At 76.0% G+C, this 3,512-nt stretch carries 2 protein-coding genes and 1 pseudogene; all 3 read right to left on the bottom strand.

Annotation, left to right across the window (positions count from 1 at the left end; all coding sequences use genetic code 11):
• Window positions 1-62 precede the first annotated feature (62 nt).
• Entirely contained in the window at window positions 63-1,661 is a 1,599-nt protein-coding gene (locus HYE82_RS35150; RefSeq protein ID WP_179178286.1) for a hypothetical protein, read from the bottom strand.
• A 320-nt stretch (window positions 1,662-1,981) separates the two neighbouring features.
• Window positions 1,982-3,235: a phosphoribosylamine--glycine ligase gene (gene purD / locus HYE82_RS35145; RefSeq protein ID WP_179178285.1), complete on the bottom strand. Its 1,254-nt coding sequence runs from the start codon at window positions 3,233-3,235 to the stop codon at window positions 1,982-1,984.
• Window positions 3,236-3,295: 60 nt separating this feature from the next.
• Window positions 3,296-3,512 (bottom strand): annotated as a pseudogene (locus tag HYE82_RS35140) (DNA polymerase III subunit gamma/tau); the annotation flags it as partial.

Below are 3,512 nucleotides of genomic sequence, written 5' to 3'. Positions count from 1 at the left end.
GGCAGGGGCAGAGCGAGGGGCAGGGGCAGAGGACGAGCCGGGGACTGCGCCGGCGTCCGCCATCAGACCAGGCGGACCGGCTTCTCGGGGCGGATGCCCAGCTCGGCCAGCCAGTCGCGCAGCGGCTCCGGGTCGCCGTCCTCGACCAGGCTCAGGACGCGGGGGGCCAGGTCCGAGCGGCGCTCGCCGCCCGCCAGCAGGACCGGGCCGTCCAGCCAGTCGAGGCCCGGGGAAGCGCCGACGCAGTCCACGGCCGCGCAGCACACCAGAGCGGTCACGTGGTCGGCGAGCAGGTCCCGGCCGCTCCTGGGCGGCTGCAGCGGGAACAGGGGTACGGCGTCAGCCCCGCGGGCCACCACGGAACGGCGGCCTCCGGAACGTTCCTCCCGGGCCAGGTCACCGCTCAGCCGCCCGGCCAGGGCCTCACCGGCCCCGCCGTCGCCGCCCGCGTCCGCCAGGTAGCCGAGGACCCGGTCCAGCGTGGGCCCCGGGCCCGGCGGCACGGCGAGGGCGTCCAGCGCCTGGTGCAGCCGGGCTCCCTCCGCCCGCCACGTGCGGTCCACGACCTCCTCCGGGTACGCCGCCCAGTCCACCGGCGCCCAGTCCGGGCCCGGCTCGGCCGGGCCGCCGTGGAAGAGCCGCGCGGCGAGCAGGGAGGCCGCCTCGTCGACGGCGCCCGGCCGCTCCAGAAGGTCGCACGCGGGCCGCTCGCCGAGCCGGGAGGCGAATCCGTCGGCCATCCGGTCCCGCCGGGACAGCTCGGTCAGCGCGGAGACCACTCCGGCGTCGAGGTGCGAGGGCCACCGGCCCATCCTCCACGCCGGCAGTGCCACCCGGGTCAGCAGCCGGTCCCACCCCGCGTACGCGAGGCCGACCTGCTCCTGGGCGACGATCCGCAGCCCGTAGTCCACCCGCTGCGCGCGGTCCGAGGCGGCCGCGGCCACCCCGCGCTCCATCTCGGCGGCATCCTCCCGGCAGAGCCGCAACAGCAGCCGCGCCGGGCCTCCGATCCAGCCGAGGCCGGGGCGCCCGGCCACGTCCACGGCGGCGTCCAGCCCGCGCACGAAGCCGCGGGCATCGGCTATGTCGGGGTGTGCCGAGGGCCCCGTACCGGCGACGACCGGCGCGAGCACGGCCCGCAGCTCGGCGACCCTCATCCACCACAGGAACGGCGAGCCGATCACCAGCACGGGCGCCGCGCCCGGCTCCGCCCCGGGGCCGGCGGCCGCGCCGCGCCGCCGGTGGGCGGCATGCGTACGGTCCTCCAGCCAGCTGTCGCAGTCCGGCGTCAGGGCTATCGCGGAGGGCACCGGCACCTCCATGCGGTCCGCCAGGTCCCGCACCAGCCGGTACAGGTCGGGCGCCTCTGCCTCGGCCAGCGGCACGGTCGGCGTCACGGCGGGCCCGGCCCGCACCACCACCGCGGTGAAGATCCCGCCCAGCAGCAGCACCAGTGCGGCGACCGCGCACACGACGAGGGTCACCAGCGGCCAGGGGTCCCCGGCCAGCCGGCCCGTCAAACGGGCGGAGACCAGCACCACCGCGAGAGCGGCGGGCAGCAGGCCGACGGCCAGCGCCCTGCTGCGCACGCGCAGCACGGCCAGGGCCCGGGAGCGCGCGGACGGCGGGCTCCCTTCCAGATACGAACCGGTTCCGGACACGACCGGACCTCACCCCCTCTGCCCTGCGGCGGTTTTGCTCACTCCCCCACTGTGACACCCGCCACTGACATCGCAATGCCGGTGGGCCAAGTGCCGGAATGCTTGCGCCGCACCCTAGTTGGGGAGCGCGCGGCAGTCAGCCAGACGGTATGACGATCACCCGATGGAATGGCTTTGGCTAAAGCTGCTGCGTTCGAACGTGGCCCGATGCACTCGCACACGTGCGTGCGGGGCACTCGCACACGCACATGCGCGCGGGCCCGGTCCGCACCTGTGTGCGTACCGGGCCCGCGTCGTGACCGCGCTGCCGCTCGGCGTCCTCAGGCCGTGCCGGCCGCCTTCGCGGCGATGTCCGTGCGGTGGTGGGAGCCCTCCAGGCGGATCCGCGCGACGGCCTTGTACGCCTTCTCGCGGGCCTGCGCCAGGTCGGAGCCGGTGGCCGTCACCGACAGGACGCGGCCGCCCGCGCTGACGACCGCGCCGCCCTCGTGCCGGGTCCCGGCGTGCAGCACGTACGTGTCGGGGCCGTCCTCGGCTGCCACCTCGGCCAGGCCCTCGATCGGGTCGCCGGTGCGCGGGGTGCCGGGGTAGTTGTGGGAGGCGATGACGACCGTGACGGCCGCCTCCTCACGCCAGGCGAGCGGGGGCTGGGACTCCAGGGTGCCCTGGGCCGCGTTCAGCAGCAGGCCCGCGAGCGGGGTCCGCAGCCGGGCCAGGACGACCTGTGTCTCGGGGTCGCCGAAGCGGGCGTTGAACTCGATGACGCGCACGCCGCGCGAGGTGATCGCGAGTCCGGCGTACAGCAGGCCGGAGAAGGGGGTTCCGCGGTGGCGGAGCTCGTCCACGGTCGGCTGGAGCACGGTCTCCAGGACCTCGTCGACGAGCTTCGGGTCGGCCCACGGCAGGGGCGAGTACGCACCCATGCCGCCGGTGTTGGGCCCCTCGTCGCCGTCGAGCGCGCGCTTGAAGTCCTGCGCGGGCTGCAGCGGGAGGACGGTGGTGCCGTCGGTGATCGCGAAGAGGGAGACCTCGGGGCCGTCCAGGTACTCCTCGATGACGACGCGGTCGCAGGCCAGGGCGTGCTCGCGGGCGGCGTCCAGGTCGCCGGTGACCACGACGCCCTTGCCTGCGGCGAGGCCGTCGTCCTTGACGACGTAGGGCGCGCCGAAGGCGTCGAGGGCCGCCTCCACCTCCTCGGGGGTGGTGCACACGTAGCTGCGCGCCGTCGGGACGCCGGCCGCGGCCATCACGTCCTTCGCGAACGCCTTCGAGCCCTCCAGCTGCGCCGCTTCGGCGGAGGGGCCGAAGACGGGGATGCCGGCGGCGCGGACGGCGTCGGCGACACCGGCGACCAGCGGCGCCTCAGGGCCGATGACGACCAGGTCGGCGCCGAGCTCCGTGGCCAGGCCGGCCACGGCCGCGCCGTCGAGGGCGTCGACCGGGCGCAGCTCCGCCACCTCGGCGATGCCGGCGTTGCCGGGGGCGCAGTAGAGCGCGTTGACGTCGGGGTCGAGGGACAGAGAGCGGCACAGGGCGTGTTCGCGGGCGCCGCCGCCGATGACGAGGACCTTCACGCCATGCAGCCTAGCCCGCCGGGCGGCCGGACCTTCGTGCGGCCACCCAAACGCGGTCCCCTACTCGTTCGTGTATTCCTCCACAACGGTGGCCCCGAGCTCGCGCACGATCAGCTCGTGCCCGGTGAGGGCGCTGTCGACGAGGTCGGGGTCGTCCTCCTCCGGTACGTCGTCCTCGGGCGAGACCGGCGGGGGCGCCTGCGGTACGGGGGCCTGCGGTACGGCTGCGGGCTGCGGCGGCCGGGGCGGCTGCGGTGCGGCAGCGGGAGCCGGCTGC

The sequence above is a fragment of the Streptomyces sp. BR123 genome (assembly GCF_013401435.1).
GTDB lineage: Bacteria > Actinomycetota > Actinomycetes > Streptomycetales > Streptomycetaceae > Streptomyces.
This window is presented reverse-complemented; position numbering and strand designations above follow the sequence as displayed.